This is a genomic window from Berryella intestinalis, from assembly GCF_000814825.1.
Taxonomy (GTDB): Bacteria; Actinomycetota; Coriobacteriia; order Coriobacteriales; family Eggerthellaceae; genus Berryella; species Berryella intestinalis.
In genome coordinates this window covers 124,391-147,263 of record NZ_CP009302.1, presented here as the reverse complement: position 1 = coordinate 147,263, position 22,873 = coordinate 124,391, and the positions used below count along the sequence as shown (strand labels likewise).

Below are 22,873 nucleotides of genomic sequence, written 5' to 3'. Positions count from 1 at the left end.
CGATACATGGCGCGGAGGGCCTGGTCGAAAGGAGAGACATGAACCTCGTATGCAGTGCGCGCTCGGCTTCCGCGCTCAACGAAGTCGTCTGTTTTCGCGGGGACTACCACGAAATCCTAGGGAGGAGACTGCCATGAGCGGCCATGAGACACCGAAAGTCCCGTTCAAAGTTGCACTATCGTCGTTTCTGGGGAACTTCATCGAATGGTTCGACTACGCCACCTACGCGTATTTCGCCATCACCATCGGTATCGTGTTCTTCCCCGAGTCGGAGGTAAACTCCACGCTTCTGGCGTTCGCCGTGTTCGCCATCTCGTTCATCTTCCGCCCGCTGGGAGCGGCGTTTTGGGGAAGCCTGGGCGACAAGAAGGGCCGCAAGTGGTCGCTTTCCATGTCGATCTTCCTCATGACCGGCGCTGCGTTCCTCATCGGGTGCCTGCCCACTTTCGAAACCCTGGGCATCCTCTCCCCCATTCTGCTGGTATGCCTGCGCAGCGTGCAGGGATTCTCCGCCGCAGGCGAGTATTCGGGAGCGGCCGTGTTCCTGGCCGAATACGCCCCACCCGAGCACCGCGGCAAATACTGCTCGCTCGTTCCCGCCTCGACCGCAGCGGGTCTGTTCGCCGGATCGACCATGGCGCTGCTCATCAAGCTGCTGCTGCCCGAGTCCGACGTGATCGCATGGGGCTGGCGCATCCCGTTTCTTCTGGCCGGACCTCTGGGCCTCATCGCCCACTACATCCGCACCAAGCTGGAGGACTCCCCCGCCTTCGAGCATATGACGGCGAACACCAACCGCGTCGCCGAAGCGCCCCGACCCAGCCGCCTGGTATTCAAGAAGTACGGCCGGCGCCTGCTGTCCAGCATCGCCGCGACCATGGTGAATTCCGTCGGGTTCTACCTGGTGCTTACCTACCTTCCCACCTATCTCACCAGCTACGTGGGAATCGAGGCGGCTCCCGCCCAGCTCGCCACCGACATCGCCTTGGTGGCCTACATCCTCATCGTGCTCGTCGCCGGCAAGGTGTCCGACATCGTGGGCCGCAAAAGGATGCTCCTGGGCGCCTGCATCGCCTTCATCGTGCTCAGCATCCCGGCGTTCACGCTCTTAGGAACCGGGTCGTTGCCGGTGATCATCGCCGCCCAGCTCGTTTTGTGCGTGACGCTTTCCATCAACGACTCCAACATCGCGTGCTACCAAGCCGAGATGTTCCCCACCGAGGTGCGCTACACCGGCGCCGCGCTGGGCTCCAATATCGCTTATGTCATCTTCGGAGGGACGGCCTCCTTCGTCGCCACCGCGCTTATCGACGCGACCGGAGACGGCATGGCGCCCGCCTACTACATGATGGGTATCTGCGTGGTCGCGGGCGTGATCCTGCTGCTCACCGCGCGCGACTACAACGGTATCCACCTCAACGACATCGAGTAGGCCGACAACTGCTTGCGGCGGCGGATCCCCTCGGACCCGCCGCCCAGGCCGTAATGCGGCAACGGGCCCCGAAGGCTGGTTTCCGCACCGCCCGAACGGCTCCGCATGCATCAATCCGCCCTTCGATTCGCCCATACGGCGCATATCGCCCCCTCGAGGGCGCCACAGCGGCCAATCGGTAAGCGGTAGTTGCTTTATTCTGGATGTTTCGATCTATAACTTGAATTTTTATGCATTATCTATCATTAGTTTTTCATTTCTACTTATACTCAAAATAATGAATACGTATACCTACCAGGTAATTCATTAAACGTATCAAAACCGTTTCATTCAGACGCTACAATGTACTCCCTCGAAAGATGCATAGCCTACGCTTGCGGTACGAGTCGCGAGCACACGAAGGGCTCCATCTTGGGAAACGGCGCGGACCCGCCCGAAAACCGGGTTCGCCGCACGGATCAACGGAAGAGAACCATCTGAAGGAGGCACTATGAGCGGCGATAACGTAGTAGTTGCACGCAACACCCAGAATGCACCGGTCAACCCCCTGTACGCACAGACCGCGGCGTTCTCGCATTACAACAACCTTTCGGCCCAGCTTCCCGTCGACCCCGCGACCGGCAAGGTCGTCGAGGGCGGCATCGAGGCCCAGGCCCTTCAGTGCTTCAAGAACATCAAGGCCGTCGTCGAGAGCATCGACCACGTGATGAACGACGTCATCCGCATCACCGTGTTCGTCAAGGACCTCAAGAACATGGACGCGGTGGACGCCGTCTACCGTCAGTTCTTCCCCACCTACGTGCCCTCCCGCACCGTGGTCGCCGTCGCGGCGCTCCCGCTTGACGCCGACATCCAGGTGGAGGCCCTCGTCTCGAACGGCGAAGGCACCATCCCCAACGCACCTCAGGCCGGCGACCTGCTGAAGTACACCAACAACACCGCCGCCGCGCCCCTCAGCGACCTGTCCACCCAGAGCGTGGCCTTCTCGCACTACAACAACATCACCGCGCAGCTGCCCGTCGACCCCGTTACCGGGCAGATCGTCGTCGGCGGCGCCAAAGAACAGGCCGCTCAGTGCCTCAAGAACATCAAGTCGATTCTGACCAGCATCGACGTTCCCTTCGACGATATCGTCAAGGTGAACGTGTTCCTGAAGGACCTCGCCGACCTCGACGCGGTGAACGAATCCTACACCCGCTTCTTCCCCGATTCGGGCATCGCCCGCGCGGTGGGCTACATGCCCGCTCGCACGGTCGTCGAAGTAACCGACCTTCCCCTGCATGCGCTGGTGCAGATCGAGGCCGTAGTCTCCCACGGCGACGGCACGCCTCCCCAGGCTGTCGAAGACCGCCATGGCCTCATCGTCGAAGCCAGCAGCAATGCTCAGGCCCCCGCAAGCGCGCTTTCGAGCCAGACCGTTGCCTTCTCCCACTACAACAACATTTCGGCTCAGCTGGGCATCGACCCCGCAACCGGCGCGCTTGTGGGCGGCGGCACCAAGGCCGAGGCCGAGCAGTGCTTCAAGAACATCAAGGCCATCATCGAGAGCGTCGATCATGTGATGGAAGACGCCGTGAAGGTGAACATCTTCCTGAAGGACCTCGCCGACCTCGACGCCGTCGACGAAGTGTACGCTGCGTTCTTCCCCAAGGCGCAGGCCGCCCGTCGCGTGGTGGGCGTCAACACCCTGCCCATGGATGCGCATGTCCAGATCGACGCCATCTTCGGAAACGCCGAGGGCACGCCTCCGGTGAAATAGCCCGCTTGAATCGGATGCGCACGGGTTCACCCGAGCGCATCCGACCTGCGATCGAACTTCGCACCCCCTTTTGCGCGACCCCCGCTGCCGATCCGGCAACGGGGGTCGTTTCATGCCTGCGGAGGGATCGGGCGGCAAAGCGCGCCGTTCGACCCCGAACGGGAGAGCCGTAGATCGGGAACGGCCCTCCTACAGATCGTCCACCAGAGCGGTTGATTTCGCGTAGGCAGTCGAGCGAGCCTCGAAGAAATCCGTCTTCACCATGTTGGCGTTCGAATACTGTCCCACCCATTCCATATCGGCCGGCTCCTCGCGGCAGTCGTCGAACAGCATGCCGTAACCGATTTGGCTCCAGCGCAGGTTCCCCAGGTAGCGCACGTAGCGCTCGATCATATCGGACGTCAACCCGGTAATGTCGTCGCCGATGACGTAACGTCCCCAGGCGATCTCCTGGCCCACTCCCTCGATCAGCATCTCACGCAGCTCGGCAACCATGGAGTCGTCGAACAGCTGGGGTTCTTCAGCCTGCAACTCGGTGATGAGGTTGCGGAACAGCCACAGGTGCGTGTTCTCGTCGCGGTTGATGTAGCGGATTTCCTGGGCGCTGCCGGGCATTTTGCCGTTGCGCGCCAGGTTGTAGAAGAACATGAAGCCCGAGTAGAAGTAGATGCCCTCCAGAATGTAGTTGGCCATGCACACACGCAGAAGCGCACGCGGGCTGCGATCGGCCAAAAACTCGTTGTACAGGTCGCCGATGAAGGTATTGCGCTTGAGGAGATGCTGGTCATCGCGCCATTGGTACAGGATCTCGTTTCGCTTCTCGGGGCTGCAGATGGTGTCGAGCATGTACGAGTAGCTCTGCGAGTGCACGCATTCCTGGAACGTCTGGATGTGCAGGCACAGGTTCACCTCGTTCGCCGTAACGTACTCGGACACGTTGGGGAGGTTCGCCGACTGCAGCGAGTCCAGAAACACCAGAAACGAGAGGATCTTGTCGTAGGCGGTGCGCTCGGCTTCGGTGAGCTTCGGGTAGTCCTTGATGTCCTGGGCGAGGTTGATCTCTTCGGGGATCCAGAAGTTGTTCATAGCCTGGCGGTACCAGTCGGACACCCAGGGATACTTCAGGTTGTTGAAATCGTTCAGGTTGGTGGTGTTTCCCCCGATCATGCGGCGAGCTCTCACCTCGGTATCGCCGTCGGGGTTGAACAGGGGGGTTCGTTTGAGCTGGTCGTCGGAGCCAAGCGTCATGATAGTCCTTTCTGTGAACACGGTTCGGGCGGCGCGATCGGGCGTCCATCCGAACGCGGCGACGGCACGCTGCGGGCGCGGTCCGGCGCTGCGGAAATCGATGCGACCTACGCCGAGCAGCTCTCGCATTCGCCGACCTCGAGCGATTTCGACCGCACGTAGTAAACGGTTTTCACCCCGGCCTCCCATGCGCTCGCGTACAGGTCGAACACCTGGCGCATGGTGAACTCGTTGGTGATGTAGAGGTTCATCGACTGCGCCTGGTCGATATGGCGCTGGCGCACGCCGGCTGCGCGGATGGACCACATCTGATCGATCAGGTGGGCCGGCTTGTAGTACCAGTACGTTTCCATGGACAGCTCGGGGGCGATGCGCGGCAGCATCATCCCCTTCTTCTCCTCCAGGAAGAAACGGCGCATGATGGGGTCGAGCCCCGCCGAGGTTCCCGCAAGAATCGACGTCGAGCTGGTGGGAGCCACCGACAGCAGGTAGGCGTTGCGCATCCCCTGCCGAGCGACCTTGGCCCGAACCTCCTCCCACGCGCCTCCCGCATACCCGCGCTTGTCGAAGTAGGCACCGGTCTGCCAATCGGAACCCTCGAAGCGGTCGTAGCTTCCCCGCTCGGCGGCCAGGTCGCTGGAAGCCTCGATGGCGAAGCGGTTGATGCGCTCGAACACCTCGTCGGAAAACTGCAGGTGCTCCTCGCTTTCCCAGCGGATCTTGCGCTTGGCCAGCATATGGTGGTAGCCGCTCACGCCCAGGCCGACCGAGCGGTACCTATGGTTGGTCACGCGCGCGTACGGCAGCGCGTAGAAGTTCAGGTCGATCACGTTGTCCAGGGCGCGCACGGCCGAACGCGTGACTTCGCGCAGCTCGGCATCGTCTTCGACCGCAATGCGGCCCAGCGACAGGCTGGCCAGGTTGCACACCACGAAATCCCCCGGCCGCACCGTGGTAACCACCACGGTATCGCCCTCTTCGGTAACCACCTCGCGCGAAACCGTCTCCATCGCCGAGGTGTTCTGAGCGATCTCGGTGCACAGGTTCGAACAGTAGATCACACCGGCATGCGGGTTGGGATTGGCGCGGTTCACCGTGTCGCGCATGAACGCGAAGGGCGCACCCGTCTCGACCGCCGACTTGATGATCAGCCTCACCACGTCCCGCACCGTCATCGTGCGCTTGGAGATGCGCGGGTCGGCCACGCAATCGAGGTAGCGGCGCTCCCATTCCTCCCCGAAGTAGTCCTCAAGCGCGTACCCTTTCACCACGAGGATCTCGTGCGGATCCATGAGATGCCACTCCTGCGACATATCCTGCTTGGCCAGCTTCCAGAACAGGTCGGGATAGCACACGGCAGGAAACACGTCGTGGGCCTTCATGCGCTCGTCGCCGTTGTTCGTGCGGATCTGCAGGAACTCGGGCAGGTCGCGATGCCAGGCGTCCAGGTACAAGGCCACGGCCCCCGAGCGCATGCCCAGCTGATCGACGGCAACCGCCGTGTCGTTGATCACGCGGATCCAGCGGATCACCCCTCCGGCGGCGCCTTTGAACCCGCGGATCGAACCGCCTGTCGCGCGCACTTTGCCCAGGTACATGCCCATGCCGCCGCCGAACTTCGACACCTGTGCGAAGTTGTCGACCGAACGGTAGATCCCCTCCAGCGAATCGGGCACGGTGTCGATGAAGCAGCTGGACAGCTGATGGTGCGGCTTGCGCGCGTTGGACAGCGTCGGGGTGGCCATCGTCACCTTCAGCTCGCTCAGCATGTCGTAGAAGCGCTCGACCCACTCCATGCGCACCGCACGATCCTCGCGCATGGCCAGGTGGAGAGCCACTCCCAGAAACATCTCCTGCGGGGTTTCGACGGCCTCTCCTTCGTGGGTGCGGATGACGTAGCGGCGCAGCATGAGATCGAGCCCCGCGTAATCGAACAGCCCGTCGCGCGCGTCGTCGATAAGCCCGGCGGCGCGATCGATCTCGTCCCGCGTGTAGTTCTCCAGAATATAGGAGCCGTACAGGCCCAGGTCGGTGAGCATCCGAACCTTGTCGTAGAAGCTCCCCACCCCGCGCTGCGCCATCGCGCGGGCGGTCTTTCCGTGGAAGGAGAACGCCAGAACGCGCGCGGCGATATTGCTCCACAGGGGAGCTTCCTGGGTGGTCAGCTCGACTGCGGCGCGGATCAGGGCGTCGAGGCGCTGGTCGACGTCCATGTCGGGCTTGACGAACCCGTGGAACCGGGCGAGCCACGCGGACACCCCGTACAACTCGTCAGCGAAATCGCGCTGGACCAGCGCAAGCACCGAATCGAGCTCGGGAGCGCCCGTTAGGCGGACGATCTCCTCGCGATCGCGGCGCAGGGCGCTGCGGCGGGAGCGGTACAGGATGTACGCCTTCGCCTGGGCGAAATGCCCCTCGCTCATGAGGGTTTCCTCAACCAGGTCCTGGATCTGCTCGACCGTGGTGGCAGAGGTCTCCTCCATGCGGCGCTCTACCAGGCCCAGCATCCGTTCGAGGTCGGCCGGGGACACAGAGGCGGACGTCGCCGCAAACGACTTCTCCATCGCCGAAACGATCTTCGAGCCGTCGTAGCGCTCGAACGCTCCGCTTCTCTTCACTATCTGCATCGATGAACTCCTGACGATTCGCAATATACCTAGTGGTTAACGAGGTCAGAAGATACCAGATATAGTGATCGTTCCATGAACTGACAGACGACTGACAACTTGGCGCCCTTCCGCAGAGAAAAAGAGGCCGAACCCCGAAGGGTCCGGCCTCTGCGTTGCAAGAAGGGAAGAGCTTTTCCTACTTGGAGGAGCCCATCAGCTTCTTGTAGTCCTTGGCGTTCATCCAACCATCGGGAACGACGGAGTCGTTGTGGCAGTTGGTGCAGTAGTTCACCGAAACGGTGTGGCCATGGTGGCACTCGGTGCACGCCACATCGCCGTGGGGCATGGAGTGCGGGTTGCGCTTGGCGTCGATCGCCGCAGTGGACTGGACGAATGCGCTTTTCTCCTGCAGGTCGGAGTGGCAGCCGCTGTTGATGCAGAACTGGGTGCTGTCCTCGAGGCCTCGAGCGGCGACAAGGTCGTCGAGCGTATGGGCCTCAAGCGGGTACTCGTAGTTGCCGGAAACCCAGGCGGCCGCTTCGGAGACCTGCTCGCTGATGGTGGGAACGTGGCAGCCCATGCACTGCATGCCGGCGCCGTGCTCGACGGCGTTGCCAGCCTCGTCGTAGTTCGCGTGAGCATACGCCAGCATCCCGTTCGGGTTGGAAACCGCGTTGCCCATGCGGTCGGTCGTGCCGTTGGCCCACGTGTCGTAGTACTCGTCCATCGGCGTGTGGCAGATAGCCGAGCAGAAGCCGGCGGTGTTGTGCCACTGCCAGAACCCAATGCCCAGGGCAACCACGACCACGGCCACGACGCCGAGGATCACCAGGCGGTTCTTCTTCGGCTTCTTGGGTGCGGGCTCAACGTTGTTGTTCTCGTCCATTATCAACTCCCTTGTCTGATCGAGACCTTTTTTTCCAGGCAGCGCCCTCTACGCTACCTACCTCGCCGCTCGGGAGACACCCCCTCCTTCGCGACAGCATCCCATGCGAAGCTTCGCATGCCCCATCGAAGCTCTCCGCAAGTTCCGAGGAAGCGGAACCCCGAGGGCGGAGGCGTCGATGGGCGAAAGTTCGTCCGGATGCGATGGGAACCCCGGTTCCGAGCGAATCGGACTTTCCATCGAGTGTAGATTATGCCCCCGATGCACCGTTTTGGGTATCACCATAAAGGGGGGATTTTTTTACATTTCCGCAGGAAAAGACCTCAAGGAAACGGGTGATTCGCATAATCCGCCGCTTTTTTACACAAAAACGCGGGTGGGGAGAGCCTCCCCACCCGCGCCCCCGTGAAACCTAGAGGACGGCCTGTCCCGTGGCGAGCTTTCCGGCAACGCGGCCGTGGGTCATCGCCATGCCGATGGAGTTGCCCGCAAACGGCGTGGCGTACCCGGTGCCGTAGCGGCCCCCCAGGCAGTTGCCCGCCGCCCACAGCCCTCCGATGGGCTCGTCGGTCGAGGCGTTCATGACTTCCAGGTTCTCGTTGCAGGTAACCCCCGCCAGGGTGACCAGACCGGCGTTCACGCGGCGCTCGTTCTTGGTCGGGCACGCGTAGAAGGGCGGGGTCTTGATGGCCTTCATGAATAGAGGGTCCTTACCGTACTGCGTGTCCTCTCCCGCCTCGCACATCTTGTTGTACTCTTCGATGGTTTTGAGGAAGTTCTGCTTGGCCTCGCCGGTATAGCCCGCCAGGTCGGCCAGCTCGTCAAGCGTGTTGGCCGCATACACCGTGGACATCATGCGCTCGGCGATGGTGCAGGTGCGGCACTTGCCGCCCTCCTTGCTGCCGACGGGCACGTTGTTCATGTCCTCGATGAGCTCTTCGTAGTACACGGGGCGACCGTAGTTCGGGGCGCCGTGATCGAGGCCCGCGTTCTTCATGGTCTCGTACCAGTCGGCGTCGGTCACGGTGCAGATGATGCCCTTGGGCTGGCGCAGGGTGGCCGGCCACGCCGCGGGGATCTGGGCTTCGTCCATATAGCGTTTGCCGTCGTTGTTCAGCCACAGATACGGCGTGGTGCCCCAGGGACCGTCTCCGCCGCCGCCGTTCACCATCACCGGGCGCGGAGAGGGCTCCATCTCGCCGCCCGCCCAGCACGCCATGCGCTGGCCGATGCCGTCGCACGTCGAAAAGCCCTTGAGATCGTCTTTGGTCTCGCCGTTGCGCAGGGCCCACTCGGAGATCTCGGTGTTGAGGTTGTAGACCATGTCGACGTTGGCCGCATAGTCCCCCGTGCACAGGATGACGCCGATCTTGGTGTTGTACTGCACGTACGAGCCGTCGGCCTTCTTGGCGACCAACCCGGTCACCTTCCCGCCCTCGGACTCCTGCACCAGCTTCACGGCGCTGGTCTCGTAGTGCCACTCGGCGCCGAGATCCTGGGCTTTCAGGATTGCGAACTGCTGGAACTCGTCGAGGCGGGAAAACGCGGCGACGCCGGGGAACTCTTCGTGCTGAATGGGGCCCATGAACTGGGCGACCGCAGCCCAGGACTTATAGTCGCCGCGCACGATGGGGTACTCGACCGGACCGTCGGCGGCGATGCCGGGCACCTGGCAGATGCACTGGCTGGGATCGAGCGGAGAGATGCTGGGGTCGGCGGTCTCGGTGACCTTGATGCGGCTGTCGGGCCACTGCACCAAAGCGGCCGTATGGTCGAACATCTCGCCGGAATTCGCAACGAACTTGCGGATGATCTCGGGGTTCACGCGACCGGCGGTGCGCTTAACGAACTCGGCGGTCACTTCGCCCACGTTGTAGGGGCCATACCCCTGGTCGATCAGCCACTGGGAGTTGACGTGTCCGATGTCCTCGCCCTTGACCTTGCGGTTCTCCTCGGTGACCAGATCGATCACCACTACCTTGGCGCCCCCTTCGGCAGCAGCCAAAGCGGCCTGGATGCCCGCATGGCCCGAACCCGCCACCAGCACGTCGCAATCTACGGTCGAAGTCGCCTTCACGTCGGGGGCCGACCCCAGCCAACCGCCGTCGGGAGCGCAATAGCCCTCGAGGACCGTGGACGCAGCCTCCTCCTTGGCGCTCGAACCGGCCGCCTTCGGAGAGCAGCCCCCCAAAGCCGCCGCACCGGCCGCGCCCACTGCGGCGATGCCTCCGAACTTGAAGAGGTCGCGGCGCGAGATTCCCTTGTTCATCTTTCCTCCTTCTGATGTTTGGAAGGAGCGCCCTCATACCCGCCCGAAGCGGGTCCGAAGGACTCCCCCACCTTCCCAACTGGAGAAAAGTATCGCCCGACCCCTTGCGCCTAGGTATCACCGAAAGCGATGATTTTTTCCTCGCAACCCCTGGTCAAAGCATCACGGAAATCGATTAGCCGTCCGTTTGATCAGGTAAGTCGACCAGTTCGAGCAACTCGGAACGCGACGACACGCCGAGCTTCGCATGGATGCGGCGAACGTGGGTGCGCACCGTGTTCTCGGAGATGAAAAGCTGCTCGGCGATATAGGCCTGGGTGTACCCGCGCGCCAAATAGCGAAACACTTCGCTCTCGCGCTTGGAAAGGCCCTTGTCCGCTGCAATGGCGCTGCAGCGATCGGCGAGCTGTTCGGCAACGGCGGGCCGTCCCCCGGCCCCGCCCTCGGCATCGGCTGCGAAATCCTTCGGCTCCGAAGCGCCCGAGGGCGCGAACATCAGCGTCCCTCCCCGCGCGAACGACGCTGCGAGTATCCCCAGATACAGAGCGGCCAAAACCAGGCACAGCAGCTGACCCTCACCCCCGATGACGGCGATGAGCTGCAATCCCGTGGCAAACGCCAAGCCCGACAAGGTATAGCCCGCCAGAAACGCCGGCACCAGTCGGCGACCGGCCCGAACCGCTATGCGGGCCGTTGAGCACCAGGCGGCAACGAGGATGGCCGCAAACCCGACGGGCGCGGCTGCGGCCACGAACCAGGCGAAGCGCCCGAACGACGGCAGGACCAGCGTGAGGACGACGGAAAACGGATACACCGCACCGCACCAGATGGAGAAGAAGCGCTCCTGGCCGCACCGAGCCGAGACGAGGGCCGCCGCGACCCCTACCAACACCGTGCCCGCCGCCGAGACCAGCCGGCCGAGCGCCTCGGCCTGCCCTTCGATCCCGGCAAGCCTCGGATCCCAGGAAAGGCCGGCTATGAGCAGCACCAGAAGCCCACCGCCCAAGGAAAGCGCGAGGTCCCCGAAAGGAAGGCGGCCCGCCGCTTTCCCCTCGCCCGGCACAGCCGGTTCGCATTCGGATCCCAACCTATCGCGCGACGTGCGCCGCACCGCCGCGACCAGGGCAAACTGAGCTGCGGCCAGCAGAGCCGCGTACGTCACCGTTCCTATGCCGTCGAAGAGAGAGGATACTGCCGTCAGAACGCCGGCCACAGCGATGGCGGAGGATCCGTGCAGCGCATAAGAGTCGGGAAACGACCTCGCAACGAGAGCCGACCACCCCACCGCCCCGGCAAGCCCACCGGCACCGAACAGCAATCCGCACAAGGTGGAGGCAACCGCGCCTCCACCCGTCAGCTGAATGGAGAGCGCCCCCGCAAACCCGAAGGCCATGAAGGCGGCTTGGACCGCTGACAGCGCGCGACCCGGCAAAGCCCCATCGCCCGAGCCCGAAGGCCGGCGATGCAACCACAGCGCCGCGACAACGCCCGCGAGAACCGCCCCCACCATCGAAGAGGACACGAATAGCGCATGCGCATCCCCCACCGCGGGAACCAGCGCGAGACCGGGCAGACCCTCGGGGACCGCCAGGAACGTCGGGGCCGTTGACCGCTCGATCACGGAGAGGAACGACGCAAATAGCAGGCCCAGCCCAAGAGCCGGTAGGCAAGACGTCCAGCCTGCATTGAAAGCGGTAGTGCCGTTCGAGCGCGAGATCCCAGTCATCAAGCAACTTTCGTTTTAGAAAAAGCGACCGCGGCTTCGCGCTGCGGTCGCTTCATTCTACCTAAAACCGAACCTTGACCCACCCGCAAATCCAGCGAGGGCGCACCTGGATCCATCCGGCAGCAAAAGAAACGCGCCGCGGCCCGAAAGAAAGGAACCCGCCGAAAATCCGACGGGTTCCGAATATGCAGATTCTGCAGGAACGCTTAGCGCTTGGAGAACTGCGGACGCTTGCGAGCCTTCTTCAGACCGTACTTCTTGCGTTCGACCATACGGGGGTCGCGCGTGAGGAAGCCGGCCTTCTTCAGCTCGGGACGGTACTCGCCGGCACCCAGGAGGGCGCGGGAGATGCCGTGGCGCAGAGCCCCGGCCTGACCGGAGATGCCGCCGCCGTTCAGAAGGGCGATAACGTCGAAATGGCCTTCGGTATCGGTCACCTTGAAGGGAGCGACCGCGAAGTCGACCAGGGCCTGGCGGCCGAAGTAGTCGAGGGCCTCGCGACCGTTAACGGTCACCTTGCCCGTGCCGGGAACCAGACGAACGCGAGCCGTGGCGTTCTTCCTACGGCCAGTGCCGTAATACAAAGCTTCATTTGCCATGACTAGCCCTCCATCTTGAACTCGCGAGGCTGCTGGGCCGCATGGGGATGCTCGGGGCCAGCGTACACCTTGAGCTTCTTACCCATCGCGCGACCGAGCGTGTTCTTGGGAAGCATGCCCTTGACGGCATGCTCGAGCACGCGCTCGGGGTGCTTGGCGATGGCCTCGTTGAAGGACTCGGACTTGAGCCCGCCGGGGTAACCGCTGTGGCGATAGTAGCGCTTATCGGTGGCCTTGTTGCCGGTCACGCGGATCTTCTCGGCGTTGATGATGACCACGAAGTCACCGGTATCAACGTGAGGAGTGTACTGAGGCTTGTTCTTGCCGCGCAGAATCTTAGCCGCTTCGACAGCGACGCGACCCAAGATCTGATCTTCAGCGTCGATCAAGACCCAGTTGCGCTCAACCTCAAGGGGCTTTGCGTAGTACGTCTTCACTTCTATTCCTCCAAATACCTGTTCGAAATTCGCTGCAACATACGTTGCGGTGAACCTCTCCCGCCTGCGCGGGGTGTTGGTTTTCAAAAGTGCAGATCATACGGATGCCGGTTTCCTACGCCGACTCACCTGCTCGGGCCTGGACTCCTTCGCACGGTGCTTCCGATTCGCCTGCGTCACGGGGCTTTTGAAAGCGAACCCGAGTATTGTACGGTCGAACAGGCATTTTCGTCAATATCGGAATCGCATTATCCCCGGCGGCCTCCTCACAAAATTCCCATGTGCGCGTCAGGGAAGCCGATCGGCGATCTTGTACCCCACGCGCCACACGGTTATGAGGTAGCGCGGCTTGGAGGGATCCTCCTCGATCTTCTCGCGGATCTTCCTCACGAACACCGTGATGCTGTTGGGATCGGCCGCCTCCGCGCTTCCCCACACATGCTGCAGGATCTGGTCGCGCGTGAACACATTGCCCGGGTCGGATGCCAGAAACTCCAGCAACTCGAACTCCCGAGAGGACAGGGGAACGCTGCGGCCGTCGACGCTCACGTAGTATTTGCCGAAGTGAAGCTCGAATCCCCCCACGCGAAACACCGCCTTGGCCTCGGCGGCCCGCTCGAGCTGCTCGGCATCGCGCTCGCGTCGACGCAGGTGAGCTTTGAGGCGTAGCAACAGCTCTTCGGGAAGAAAGGGTTTGACCAGGTAGTCGTCGGCACCGGCGTTGAAGCCCACGCTCTTGTCCACGATGTCGCCCTTGGCCGTGAGGAACATGATGGGCACGCGGCGCCCCTCGCTGCGTATGATCCGGCAGATCTCGAACCCGTTGATATCGGGCAGCATCACATCCAGGATAAGCAGGTCGGGCCGTTCGGCCCGAAGCCGCTCGAGCCCCTCTTCCCCGCAGGTCGCACTGCAGAAACTGTACCCGGCCTTGCGCACGATCCGCTCGATGAGGTACCGCATGCCCTCATCGTCGTCAATCAGCATTATCTTGGCCACAGCCGCTCCCTTCCCTGCTCGCATCGGTCGAATCGACGGGCAGCACCACGGTGAAGATGCTCCCCTCCCCCGGCTCGCTTTCCACCGAAACCTCGCCGCCCAGCATGGAAACGAGGTCGTTTACCAGGGAAAGCCCCAGGCCGCTTCCCCCGTATCGGCGGACGGTCGACATGTTTTCCTGCGTGAACCGCTCGAACACGAGCCGCTGCTTGTCCTTGGGGATGCCGATTCCCGTATCGATAACCCTGATGATCACGGTTTTCCCGGCTTCTCCCGCCGAAACCTCCACATTCACCCGACCGCCGCTGGGCGTGAACTTCACCGCGTTGCTGGTGAGGTTGGTGAGAATACGGCGCACTTTCTCCCAGTCGCTCATGAGGAGGGGAACGTCGGCTTGGACGCTGGTGGAAAGGGAGACGCCCTTGCGCGCGGCGACGGCGCTTTGCGCGGCGGCCACCATCCCCACCACGTCGCTCACATCGACCAGCTCGAGGTTCAGCCGCTCGCTTCCGGCCTGGATCCGCGCCGTTTCAAGCACGTTGTCCACCATCTCGAGGAGGATGGCGCCGCTTTTGCGGATCTCCTCCAGCTGGGAAAGCGTTTCGGTGTCCGACTCGGGCACGTTGTCGATGATCATCTCGGTGAAGGCGAGAATGGACGTGAGCGGGGTCCTGAACTCGTGGCTCACGATGGCCAGGAAGTCGGACTTGTAGCGGTTGTCCCGCGCAAGCCGCGCGTTGATGCGCTCGACGCGCTGGCGCTGAAGCTTCAGCTCCTCGTTGGCCTGGGACAGCTGGTCGGTTCGCTCGACTACCTGGAACTCCAGGTTCGAGTACAGGTCGGACAGGCGCCCGGCCATCGAATCGAACTGGACGAACAGGCTGTCGATCTCCTTCGATGCGGCGTATGCGGAAACGGACGCGACGCGATTGCCGCCCTCGGGGCCGGCCTCGCCCAAAAGCGGCTCGAACGAACCCGCGCCCGTTCCGCCCATGCGGGAAAGCGACGACGAGAGCCTCATGAGGGGCGAGGTGATCAGGAATCCCAGCACCGCATAGATAAGCAGGGCCAGGCCAAGCATGAGAAACACGAAGAACAAGACGTTGCTGAACACCGATGCCCGCATGGATGCGTCGGCGATTTCGGTAGGAACGACGACGCTCACCGCCCCGGCGATGTCCCCCTCGCTCCACCCTTCCTTCTGGTACCCGGTAACATCCAGCTCGCCGGCAGGCCCGCCGTGGCATTCCAGACAGCTTTGCGCCACCTCCATGCTCGAGACATAGCGAAACACCGGCTCGCCGTCCATCGTCTCGTAGCCATAACGTTCGGTGACCTGGGGATTTTCGGAAAAATCCTTCAACGCCCGCTCCTCGTACTCGTCAGGGGTGTTGTAGGGGTTGCGCGGATTGAGGTTGGTGAAGCGTATGAGGTAGTCGGATCGATCGGAGAACAGCGTGGCCACCGATTTGCCCGCGATCGCGCAGTGGAGGCTTTTGTAGTCGTACACGCCGTCGGAGGTGTAGTTGATGGCGTTTTGGTTGATGGAAACGAAATCCCACACTGCGTCCATCTCCAGAACCAGCACCCGCGAGGTTTCCAGCAGCTCGGCCGTGGTGCGCTCTTTCTGGCCGAAGTACGTGAACACGATGTAGGCGACGCATATCACCAGCAGAACCAGGGTGAGAAACCCGATGATCTTGGTTCTCAGACCAACGCGGGAAACGACGGGCGCGCAATCGGCCGCAGGATCTTTGGCGCCGCCCCTCGACGGCCGGCCCAGCAGATCCGCGAACCGCCACTCGACACGGCCCAATTCGCCCCACCCCCGCGTTCGCGCTCGATCCCTTCATCAAGACGGCGCGCCCCTTCCCCCCGAAAGGTCGCGTCGCCTCCATTATACCGACCGGATCACATTTCGGACGGGCCCTCGACCGAAGGCCCCACCACGCTGAACCGATCTCGGTCTATCTGTTCGACCGCCCGAGCCTCGAAAAACCTCTCGGCAGATGCAAGCACATCGGACGCGAGGCGGGCCGCCGCATGGTAGAAGTCGGTACGAGCCTGCGCGGCGAGGTTATCCAGATACAGGGGACCGAACACTAGCACGTGCTCGGACAAGAAACCGCGCAGAGCACACAGCACCTCGGCGACTTCCCCTTCTCCCGACGCGCCCTGGCCGCCGGCGCGCTCCAGGCATCCCGCCGCCCGGTCGAGCAAATGCGCCATGAACACGAATTCGGCGCCGATATGGTCGTCGGGTTCGCTTCCCAGCTTCTCGAACTCCCAGCCCCACTGCGCATAGCGCTCGCGCACCTGCAGCGTGGTCGGCCCGAACATGGTGGCGTCGTCGGTGCGGTACACCGACTCGTACGGTGAGACATGGCTGCAGGCAACCATGTAGAACAGGTACGTCCGATCGAGGCGGACGGTGCGGGCGAAACCGTCTTCGACCGCGCCGTCTTCCAACGCACTCCGAAACGCGCGGGACGATCCCGGAGCCACCTGGGAGAAGGGCGGCTCCGAGAACATAGCGGCGTCCCGTCCGAGACGATCGAGCTCTTCAGGGCTCAGATCGTCGTACAGAAGCCACCCGCAGAACAGGAACAGCGCCTGAAACGCGCGCAGCTCCTGGGCAGACACCGGCCTTTCGAACGCTCCGTCGACCGCCATCCTAGGCCTCGTGGCTCACTTCGAGCGGATTGCGCAGCGTGCCGCCCAACTCCGCATCGCGATGAAGGCCGAACACCACGTTCGGATCGGTCTCGTTCTTCAGCTCGCCGATCTCGTTGACGCTGCCGTGCTTGGCGCGCAGATCGTCGATCGGGCCGAATTCGATGGCCCTCACAGGGCACGCCTTGGCGCACACGGGATCGGGCTCGCCGTCGGCGGCCTCGTCGGTGCACAGCACGCATTTGTGCGACAGGCCGTCGGACATCTGGACGGGGTGGTGGTACGGGCAGCTCTTCTCGCAGCTCATGCACCCGATGCACTTATCCTTGTCGTTGTCGACCAGGCCCGTTTCGTCGTTTTTCTGCATGGCACCCGTCGGACAGGCTGCCACGCAGGCGGGCTTATCGCAATGCCCGCAGGTCATAGAGGCGTAGTATCCGAACGCCGTCGAGGTGAACGCACCCGCCTCGTCGGTGGCCCAATCTCCGCCGCCAAACTCGTACACCTTGCGGAACTTCTGGGGAACTTCCAGATCGTTCCTATCGAAACACGACGTCATGCACGCCTTGCAACCCGTGCAGATGTCGGTGTTGACATAGAATCCGTACTGCATGCCAACCTCCCCCTTACGCCTTCTCTATCTTGCACAGGTTCGAGTGGACGCCGTTGCCCTTCGAGATGGGCGTCGGGCGCATCGACGTGAGCACCGAGATGCACCCGCCCTTGTCCAGCACGCTCTTGTCGCCCAGCGTGGCGGCATCGCGCGACGCCGGATCGTACCAGGCTCCCTGCGGGATCGAAACCACCCCGGGCATGATGCGCTGGGTGACCTTGGCGGAAAGCTGGGTCCTGCCTCGTTCGGTGGAGACGATCACCTGATCGTCCTGCTCGATTCCCAAAGCAGCCGCATCCTTCTCGTTAATCCAGCACTGCTGAGGGGCAACGGAGGACATCCAGGCCACGTTGCCGTACGAGGAATGGGTGCGCGTCTTGCCGTGATGACCGATCAGCTGGAAGGGGTACTCGCTGCGCAGGGGGTCGTTGTAGCCCTCGAAATGATCGTAGTACGTGGGCAGGCCCGTGATCTGGTCGCGCCCATCGTCGGGGACGTAGCCGCCCAGGGTGAGGTCCCACTGCTTGGACAGGTTGTACGCCTGCTTTGAGAACACCTCGTACTTGCCCGACGGCGTGGCGATCTTGTCCTGCTTGGCGATGGCCGGATCGTGCGTGTCGGTCTGTTTGAACAGGCCCTTCTCCTTGAACTCCTCGAAGGTGGCCGGAAGGTCGTCCCCCGCCTCGACGCCCTGCTCGTAGGACCACTTCACCCAATCGAGCTGGGACTTGCCCTCGGTGAATTCATCTTTCAGACCCAGCTTGTCGGCGATGAGCGTGCAGATCTCGTACACGGGCTTCGCCTCGAACAGCGGCTTGATGGCCGCGCTCTCGCAGCACACGAAGCCCGTCCAGGCGGTGCCGCCCGTGCAGATGTCGTCTTCCTCGAACGACGTGGTGCCCGGCAGGATGATATCCGAGATCAGCGCGGTGGGAGTGAGGTAGCAGTCCACCGTCACGATCATGCGCACACCCGAATCCTTCTCGTCGGGAAGGTTGTAGATGCGCAGGCACTCGTTGATGTCGGCATGCTGACCCATCATCACATTCGAAGCGTAGTTCCAGATGAACTTGATGGGGGCTTTCAGCGTGATGCTGCCCGGCTCGTCGGCGTAGAGGGTCTTGCCCTTCTCGTTTATGTGGCGAACGCCCCACGTCGCGTCGTTCATGGAGCGATAGTCCTCGATGGCCCGGTACCAGTCGAAGAACGAAACGCACACGTCGACCGAGTTCTTCTCGGGGAACGTCGGGATGGCGGTCTTCACCTTGTAGGCAACGCCGCCCGTCGCTTCGCGCGCACCGGTTCCCCCGCCCGAGATCCCGACGTTTTTCGTGATGGCCGCGATCAGCGCGATGGAGCGCGTGTTGTTTCCGCCGTTGCTGTGGCGCTGCGGGCCCCAGCCCTGGATGGTGGCCGTGGGACCGTCCACGTACAGATCGGCCAGCTCGCGAATGGTGGCGGCGGGAACCCCGGTGATGGTCGCAGCCCATTCGGGGGTCTTCTTCCCCGAACCCGCATACGCACCCGTTCCGTTCAGGTACGCCTCGTACGACATATCCTGATCGATGGACAGCTTGCCGTCTTTGTCGAAGCCCATGAACGAGGCGTCCTTGGGTTCGGCGGCCTTCACATCCTCCATGAAAGAGTCGCTGAAGAAGCCGACGAACTTCTCCTTGATGAAATCGCGGTCGAGCTTGCCCGCGGACAGCAGGTGCTGGATCATGCCCGCAACCAGGGCGACGTCGGTGCCGGGACGGATGGGGACCCACTGGTTGGCCACGCCCACCGCGGTGTCGGACAGATGAGGGTCAACCACGACGATGCGGGCATCGGGGTTCTGCTGACGTACCTGCGTGATGAGGTACATCATGGCCGAGCCGCTCATGCGCGTGTTCGCGGGGTTGTTCCCGAACAGGAAGATGTTCTTGGAATTCACCAGGTCGGTGACTTCGTTATTGCTCCAGGCGTCGCCGTTGAACAGCGGAAGCTCCCAGGTGATCTGCCCGGTCGAGTAGTCGCAGTAATGGCGCAGGTAGCCCCCGTACAGGTTCATCAGGCGGGCGAACATGGTCTTGTCGGGATGCCACGACTTCGACACCGTGCCTCCCAGCTGGCCCGTTCCGTACTGGATGTAGAAGGCGTCGTTGCCGTACTCTTCCTTGATCTCCTTCATGGTCGACGCGATATCGCTGATCGCCTCGTCCCAGGAGATTTCCTCGTATTTGCCCTCGCCGCGCTTCGTCCCGGGGACACGGCGCAGCGGCTTTTGGATGCGCGTATCGTTGTAGATGCGCTGCCGGTTCGTACGGCCGCGCACGCACGAGCGCATCTGGTAGATCTCACCCGGCCCGAAAACGTCGGACCCCTCGTTGTCGTTGCCGATGCGCACCACGGTGCCGTCTTTCACGAACACCTTCAGCGGACAGCGGCTTCCGCAGTTCACGTGACAGCTGCTCCACGTGACCGCATCCGGAGAAAACGACTTGTCGGACGTTTCCTCTTTCTTGCTCGGAGATTTCGGGCTGCAACCGGTCAGCGCAGCGCATCCGCCCGCAAGCCCCGACAGGGCCATGAACGTGCGACGGCTGATCTGAGGGCCCAAGACGGTATTCTCCCCCATGAACTCCCCTTCCCTCGTCTTATGCGCCCGCATGCGCGCGGGCGAGCGCTGGGCCTTCCCCCTGAAAGCCCATATCCAATGTATGCGCTCGAGTGCGCGTTTTCCATGATCAATAGATGCATTTTTTATTATCGAATTATTAACAAGCCAGATGGAAGGCGTAAACCAGCCGCTCTCTGTACGGATTTTCCTATAGCCAGCGTCCCATTTTGCAGAGGATCGCCCCACCCGTTCGGTTGCGCTATGATTGCTGCGATCACCGAAGGAAGGGGCTTGCATGCCGATCCGAATTCCCGATGCGCTTCCGGCAACCGAGGTTCTGGAAAGCGAGAACATCTTCGTCATGACCGAGTTCCGCGCCATGAGCCAGGACATCCGCCCGCTCAAGGTGGTGCTGCTGAACCTGATGCCCACCAAAATCGCCACGGAAACGCAGATCATGCGCAAGCTCTCCAACACGCCGCTGCAGATCGACGTGTTCCTCCTGCAAACCGCCAGCCACCAATCGAAAAACGTCTCCCGCGAGCACCTGGAGACGTTCTACCGCACGTTCGACCAGATCAAAGACCAGCATTACGACGGCCTCATCATCACGGGGGCGCCGGTTGAAACGCTTGACTTCGAGAAGGTCGATTATTGGCCCGAGCTCTGCCGGATCATGGAATGGAGCCGCACGCACGTGCATTCCACGTTCCATATCTGCTGGGGAGCGCAGGCGGGCATCTACTACCACCATGGGGTTCGCAAGCACGACCTGCCCCGCAAGATGTTCGGCGCGTTCGAGCACCGACTGGTGAAGCCGACGTCGCCCCTGGTTCGCGGTTTCGACGACCGCTTCATGGCCCCCCATTCGCGCCACACCGAGGTTCGAGCGGGCGAAATCGAGGCCAACCAGAACCTCGAGCTGATCGCCGTGTCCGACGAGGCCGGCGTCTACATCGCGAAGAGCACCGACAACCGGCAGTTCTTCGTGTTCGGGCATCCCGAATACGACAACGACACGCTCAAGGCCGAATACGATCGCGACGTGAAAGCCGGAATGGACCCCGACCTTCCCCAGCACTACTATCCCGGCGACGACCCTTCGCGCGCGCCGCTGTCCACATGGCGCGCGCACGCCCAGCTGCTGTACACCAACTGGCTGAACTACTACGTCTACCAAACCACGCCCTACGACGTGGAGAAGGCGGGGCTCGGAGACGACGACCTGGGCGGCGGCCGATGAGGACCGGCGAGGACGGTCGGTCCCCGAGCACCGCATCGGAAAGCGCACCCGAAGGCGAAGTCGGGAGCGAGGCGGCCCCCGAACCCCGTTCGGGTGGATTCCCCGCGTCCTCTTCGGGCGAATCGGGCGCGACCGGCAAGGCGATACGCGCCGCCGTCCGCCCCGCACCAGCTCGGCTGAAACCGGATTCCCCCTACCTCCGAGCGGAAAACGAAGATGACGACGGGTACGACCCCTACTCGGACCGCCGAAGCGAGCCTCCGCTGTTCGAGCGCGACCCCTGGAACTGAGCGCAAACCCAGCGCAACCGAGCGCGCTGAGCTACAGGCGGACGGTCTCTATCTGCTCTACCAGATCGATAAGCTCTTGCTGAGAATGAACGCCGAGCTTCGCGTAGATGTTCGCCACGTGCGTTTTGACGGTGTTGCGCGATACGGTCAGCTGCTCTTGCACAAACGACGCGTTACGGCCCCGAGCAAGCATACCCAAGATCTCAGTTTCCCGTTTCGTGAGCGCATAGCATTGAGCCGCGCACAGGCTCTTCTCCGCCAAACCGCTTTCCGAGCGAGCTGGCACGACCAGCGCTTTCTCACTTCGCACGCCTTCGATGGTCGCCTGAAAACCCAGGTTCTTGAAGACGGTCATGTTTACGGCCACGAATGAGAACAGGACTACCGCTATGGCCGCCGAACCAGCGATTGCGCCGTCGAACCCGTTCACCGCATGGCCTATCGTGACGCCCGCCAGAAGCCCTGCCGAACAGGCCGCTCTACCCCAGGCGAAAACAACCAGCGAATTCGCTTTGTTCCGAGAGCCAATGGACACCAAAACGAACCACATCAGAATCTCGAAGCATTCGCTTCCCGCGTAAAGCAAGCCGTTGACCACTGAATGGAACGGCCATCCATCCCGATATCCCCCGAACGCAACCGCCACAAGGAAGCCCGCTATCACCAACAGGGCCGCCGCCTGGAACAGCATATCGGCCTTCGGCATCTTGGGAAGGAAAACCATAGCGCACACCAGAGCGACCGGAATAAGGCCGAACAGCGTCTGATGAGGGTTGCCTTCGGTCGAACCGAAGGCCAAGGCGAATCCGTAGGCGATGCGGAACACGAAAAACGAAGCGAACAGAGCATGCGCGAACGGCACGTAGGTTTCAGGTTGGGTTATGGAAAGCTCAGAGCGGGGAGATCCGCTGCGCACATAGGAAAGCGTTTCTCCAGCTAAACCCCTGACCAGGAAGAATACGACGCAGGGAATCGCAGCGAGGACCGCACCGGAAACGACCCCTCCCGCCATCTCGAAGGGAATGCGCAGGAGGTAGGAAGCCACGAACGACGATGCTATGCAGAGCATGCACGATCGACCGCCGAGGTTGCACAGAGCAAGACCCGTCTGAATGACGAACCAGCGCGTGGACAGGGTCCTAAGGCATGCCCCTGCAAAAACAAGCGCCGGATTGCCGTACAGCAACCCTCCCGCGATGAGGGAAAGCCCTGTTCCATAACCTGCGAACGACCCTATCGCGAGCCTGCGCTCGTCAAGCAGCGAGGGGCGCTTCGAGGCCGCAACGGCGAACGCGACGAAGCCCGCAACGCCCACTAAAGACGCGGCATCGCGGGCTTCGGGAATCACCATGGAAACCTGCGGGTACAGAACGGAATTCACCAACCACGTTTCAACGAGCAGCGCCGAAAGCGCAGCAAAGCAGCGAATCCAAGCGGATTCGATCGAGAACTTCTCACGATGCTGTGCAACACTCTCCCCCATTCGAG

General features: G+C 62.4%; 17 protein-coding genes. 4 read left to right on the top strand and 13 right to left on the bottom strand.

Annotation, left to right across the window (positions count from 1 at the left end; all coding sequences use genetic code 11):
• The first annotated feature begins 133 nt into the window (after positions 1-133).
• Both JI75_RS00565 and JI75_RS00560 read left to right on the top strand, forming a co-directional pair.
• A complete protein-coding gene (locus JI75_RS00565; protein WP_039687970.1) occupies positions 134-1,432 on the top strand; it encodes an MFS transporter in 1,299 nt (432 codons plus the stop codon).
• Between the two features lie 490 nt (positions 1,433-1,922).
• Positions 1,923-3,191 (top strand): RidA family protein, encoded by a 1,269-nt coding sequence (locus tag JI75_RS00560; protein ID WP_039687969.1) that lies wholly within the window; start codon positions 1,923-1,925, stop codon positions 3,189-3,191.
• A gap of 189 nt (positions 3,192-3,380) precedes the next feature.
• On the opposite strand, the gene JI75_RS00555 is transcribed toward JI75_RS00560, so the two are convergent.
• From JI75_RS00555 to JI75_RS00500, 12 genes are all read right to left on the bottom strand, one after another.
• Entirely contained in the window at positions 3,381-4,439 is a 1,059-nt protein-coding gene (locus JI75_RS00555; RefSeq protein WP_039690186.1) for a ribonucleotide-diphosphate reductase subunit beta, read from the bottom strand.
• 107 nt (positions 4,440-4,546) lie between these two features.
• Positions 4,547-7,066, bottom strand: coding sequence for a ribonucleoside-diphosphate reductase subunit alpha (locus JI75_RS00550; protein WP_039687968.1), 2,520 nt, complete (start codon positions 7,064-7,066; stop codon positions 4,547-4,549).
• A 178-nt stretch (positions 7,067-7,244) separates the two neighbouring features.
• Positions 7,245-7,934, bottom strand: coding sequence for a cytochrome c3 family protein (locus tag JI75_RS00545; protein WP_039687967.1), 690 nt, complete (start codon positions 7,932-7,934; stop codon positions 7,245-7,247).
• A gap of 412 nt (positions 7,935-8,346) precedes the next feature.
• The gene (locus JI75_RS00540) at positions 8,347-10,203 is read right to left on the bottom strand and encodes an FAD-binding protein (RefSeq protein ID WP_039687966.1); all 1,857 of its coding nucleotides are present in this window, start codon (positions 10,201-10,203) and stop codon (positions 8,347-8,349) included.
• A gap of 175 nt (positions 10,204-10,378) precedes the next feature.
• Entirely contained in the window at positions 10,379-11,929 is a 1,551-nt protein-coding gene (locus tag JI75_RS09365; protein ID WP_039687965.1) for a helix-turn-helix transcriptional regulator, read from the bottom strand.
• Positions 11,930-12,135: 206 nt separating this feature from the next.
• Positions 12,136-12,528, bottom strand: a complete 393-nt coding sequence (rpsI, locus tag JI75_RS00530) for a 30S ribosomal protein S9 (protein WP_039687964.1) — start codon at positions 12,526-12,528, stop codon at positions 12,136-12,138.
• Between the two features lie 2 nt (positions 12,529-12,530).
• Complete coding sequence (gene rplM, locus JI75_RS00525; protein ID WP_039687963.1) at positions 12,531-12,965, bottom strand: 50S ribosomal protein L13; 435 nt, start codon at positions 12,963-12,965, stop codon at positions 12,531-12,533.
• A gap of 288 nt (positions 12,966-13,253) precedes the next feature.
• Positions 13,254-13,964 carry a response regulator transcription factor gene (locus JI75_RS00520; protein WP_039687962.1) on the bottom strand — a complete coding sequence of 237 codons (711 nt, stop codon included), beginning with the start codon at positions 13,962-13,964 and terminating at the stop codon, positions 13,254-13,256.
• On the bottom strand, positions 13,942-15,780 hold the full coding sequence (locus JI75_RS00515) for an ATP-binding protein (RefSeq protein WP_240993182.1): 1,839 nt from the start codon (positions 15,778-15,780) through the stop codon (positions 13,942-13,944). The genes JI75_RS00520 and JI75_RS00515 overlap by 23 nt, the downstream gene beginning before the upstream one ends.
• Positions 15,781-15,875: 95 nt before the next feature.
• A complete protein-coding gene (locus JI75_RS00510) occupies positions 15,876-16,637 on the bottom strand; it encodes a TorD/DmsD family molecular chaperone (RefSeq protein ID WP_052241466.1) in 762 nt (253 codons plus the stop codon).
• A 1-nt stretch (position 16,638) separates the two neighbouring features.
• The gene (locus JI75_RS00505) at positions 16,639-17,250 is read right to left on the bottom strand and encodes a 4Fe-4S dicluster domain-containing protein (RefSeq protein ID WP_039687961.1); all 612 of its coding nucleotides are present in this window, start codon (positions 17,248-17,250) and stop codon (positions 16,639-16,641) included.
• A 13-nt stretch (positions 17,251-17,263) separates the two neighbouring features.
• Positions 17,264-19,870 (bottom strand): DMSO/selenate family reductase complex A subunit, encoded by a 2,607-nt coding sequence (locus JI75_RS00500; RefSeq protein ID WP_039687960.1) that lies wholly within the window; start codon positions 19,868-19,870, stop codon positions 17,264-17,266.
• A gap of 277 nt (positions 19,871-20,147) precedes the next feature.
• Between JI75_RS00500 and metA the strand changes: the two genes are divergently transcribed.
• Together metA and JI75_RS00490 are read left to right on the top strand one after the other, a co-directional pair.
• Complete coding sequence (gene metA / locus JI75_RS00495; protein WP_039687959.1) at positions 20,148-21,095, top strand: homoserine O-acetyltransferase MetA; 948 nt, start codon at positions 20,148-20,150, stop codon at positions 21,093-21,095.
• Positions 21,092-21,385, top strand: coding sequence for a hypothetical protein (locus JI75_RS00490; protein ID WP_039687958.1), 294 nt, complete (start codon positions 21,092-21,094; stop codon positions 21,383-21,385). Before metA ends, JI75_RS00490 begins: the two co-directional genes overlap by 4 nt.
• 31 nt (positions 21,386-21,416) lie before the next feature.
• On the opposite strand, the gene JI75_RS00485 is transcribed toward JI75_RS00490, so the two are convergent.
• Complete coding sequence (locus tag JI75_RS00485) at positions 21,417-22,868, bottom strand: helix-turn-helix transcriptional regulator (RefSeq protein WP_039687956.1); 1,452 nt, start codon at positions 22,866-22,868, stop codon at positions 21,417-21,419.
• Positions 22,869-22,873: the final 5 nt, after the last annotated feature.

Coding starts and splice junctions, on each gene's coding strand:
- JI75_RS00565 (WP_039687970.1), top strand. CDS start 134: ATGAGCGGCCATGAGACACCGAAAGTCCCGTTCAAAGTTGCACTATCG.
- JI75_RS00560 (WP_039687969.1), top strand. CDS start 1,923: ATGAGCGGCGATAACGTAGTAGTTGCACGCAACACCCAGAATGCACCG.
- JI75_RS00555 (WP_039690186.1), bottom strand. CDS start 4,439: ATGACGCTTGGCTCCGACGACCAGCTCAAACGAACCCCCCTGTTCAAC.
- JI75_RS00550 (WP_039687968.1), bottom strand. CDS start 7,066: ATGCAGATAGTGAAGAGAAGCGGAGCGTTCGAGCGCTACGACGGCTCG.
- JI75_RS00545 (WP_039687967.1), bottom strand. CDS start 7,934: ATGGACGAGAACAACAACGTTGAGCCCGCACCCAAGAAGCCGAAGAAG.
- JI75_RS00540 (WP_039687966.1), bottom strand. CDS start 10,203: ATGAACAAGGGAATCTCGCGCCGCGACCTCTTCAAGTTCGGAGGCATC.
- JI75_RS09365 (WP_039687965.1), bottom strand. CDS start 11,929: ATGACTGGGATCTCGCGCTCGAACGGCACTACCGCTTTCAATGCAGGC.
- rpsI (WP_039687964.1), bottom strand. CDS start 12,528: ATGGCAAATGAAGCTTTGTATTACGGCACTGGCCGTAGGAAGAACGCC.
- JI75_RS00510 (WP_052241466.1), bottom strand. CDS start 16,637: ATGGCGGTCGACGGAGCGTTCGAAAGGCCGGTGTCTGCCCAGGAGCTG.
- JI75_RS00505 (WP_039687961.1), bottom strand. CDS start 17,250: ATGCAGTACGGATTCTATGTCAACACCGACATCTGCACGGGTTGCAAG.
- JI75_RS00500 (WP_039687960.1), bottom strand. CDS start 19,870: ATGGGGGAGAATACCGTCTTGGGCCCTCAGATCAGCCGTCGCACGTTC.
- metA (WP_039687959.1), top strand. CDS start 20,148: ATGCCGATCCGAATTCCCGATGCGCTTCCGGCAACCGAGGTTCTGGAA.
- JI75_RS00490 (WP_039687958.1), top strand. CDS start 21,092: ATGAGGACCGGCGAGGACGGTCGGTCCCCGAGCACCGCATCGGAAAGC.
- JI75_RS00485 (WP_039687956.1), bottom strand. CDS start 22,868: ATGGGGGAGAGTGTTGCACAGCATCGTGAGAAGTTCTCGATCGAATCC.